Source organism: Mesorhizobium sp. M7A.F.Ca.AU.001.01.1.1 (assembly GCF_004022735.1).
Taxonomy (GTDB): domain Bacteria; phylum Pseudomonadota; class Alphaproteobacteria; order Rhizobiales; family Rhizobiaceae; genus Mesorhizobium; species Mesorhizobium ciceri.
Window position 1 is genome coordinate 1 of the sequence record NZ_RZPF01001112.1, and the last position, 1,256, is coordinate 1,256.

The window sequence follows — 1,256 nt, forward strand, 5'->3', positions numbered from 1 at the left end:
CGGCAATCCAGCCGAATTCGAGCGGCGCCTTGCGGAAAATCCCGGAGATCACCAGGCGCGTTTCGATCTGGCCATGATCCAGAACGCCAACGGCGACCGTACGGCCGCAGCCGACAATCTGCTGGCCATCATCAAGGCCGACCGGGCCTGGAACGAGGATGGCGCGAGGACGCAATTGCTGCAGCTGTTCGAGGCCTGGGGCATGACCGACGAGGCGACGCTGGCAGCGCGCCGCAAATTGTCGGCGCTGCTGTTTTCCTGAGCCGGCTGCCGGTTGTTTTGCCGCACGGGCTTGGCGTCGGCGATGATTGCGCCAGATTAGGGCCAAGAACTCACGCGCTTCTTGATGGCGCGATCGGAGGAATGAGGTGCAAGCGGGAAACGCGCATTACCGGCTCGCCAAGGATTTGCCGTCGACGATCCCTATCTTTCCGCTCGAGGGGGCGCTTTTGCTGCCGGGAGGCCGCATGCCGCTCAACATCTTCGAGCCGCGCTATCTGCAGATGGTGGACGAGGCGATCGCCGGCTCGCGGCTCATCGGCGTCATCCAGCCCAGTCTCGACGGGGCCTTGCGCGACGACGGCGAGCCGGAACTCTGCAATGTCGGTTGCGCCGGGCGCATCATCGCCTTTTCCGAGAGCGGCGACGGCCGTTACCTGATTTCGCTGCAGGGCGTGTGCCGGTTCCGCATCGCCCACGAATTGACGGTCAAGACGCCGTTTCGCCAGTGCAAGCCCTCGCCTTTCCTTGCCGATCTCGATGAGGACCAGGCGGGCAACGAGATCGACCGGCCATCGCTGCTCAAGGCATTTCGCGCCTATCTGCAGGCCAACGACCTCGAGGCCGACTGGGAAAGCGTCAGCCGGGCCGAAAATGCCATGCTGGTCAATGCGTTGTCGATGATGGCGCCCTATGGGCCAGCCGAGAAACAGGCGCTGCTCGAAGCGGCGGATTTGAAGACCCGGGCCGAGACGCTGATCGCCATCACCGAAATGGCGCTGGCGCGCGAGAATGAGGATTTTGGGTCGAGTTTGCAGTAAGAGGGCGCGATGGCGGACGGACGTGACGGGAAGAAGGTCGACCCCAAGCTGCTGGAGTTGCTGGCCTGCCCACTGACCAAGGGGCCGCTGGCCTGGGATCCGGAGCGCGGCGAACTGATTTCCAGGGTCGCCAAGATTGCCTATCCGGTGCGTGACGGCATCCCGATCATGCTGCCTTCCGAGGCGCGGACGCTTTCGGTGGAGGATGTGCTGGCC

3 protein-coding genes are annotated in these 1,256 nt (G+C 64.0%); all 3 read left to right on the plus strand.

The features are described from left to right. On the plus strand, positions 1-262 hold a 262-nt coding region (locus tag EN884_RS36285; protein WP_128361143.1), incomplete at its 5' end, for a tetratricopeptide repeat protein. A 106-nt stretch (positions 263-368) separates the two neighbouring features. Continuing rightward, positions 369-1,040 (plus strand): LON peptidase substrate-binding domain-containing protein, encoded by a 672-nt coding sequence (locus tag EN884_RS36290; protein ID WP_013528774.1) that lies wholly within the window; start codon positions 369-371, stop codon positions 1,038-1,040. A gap of 9 nt (positions 1,041-1,049) precedes the next feature. Then, on the plus strand, positions 1,050-1,256 hold a 207-nt coding region (locus tag EN884_RS36295), incomplete at its 3' end, for a Trm112 family protein (RefSeq protein ID WP_164753603.1).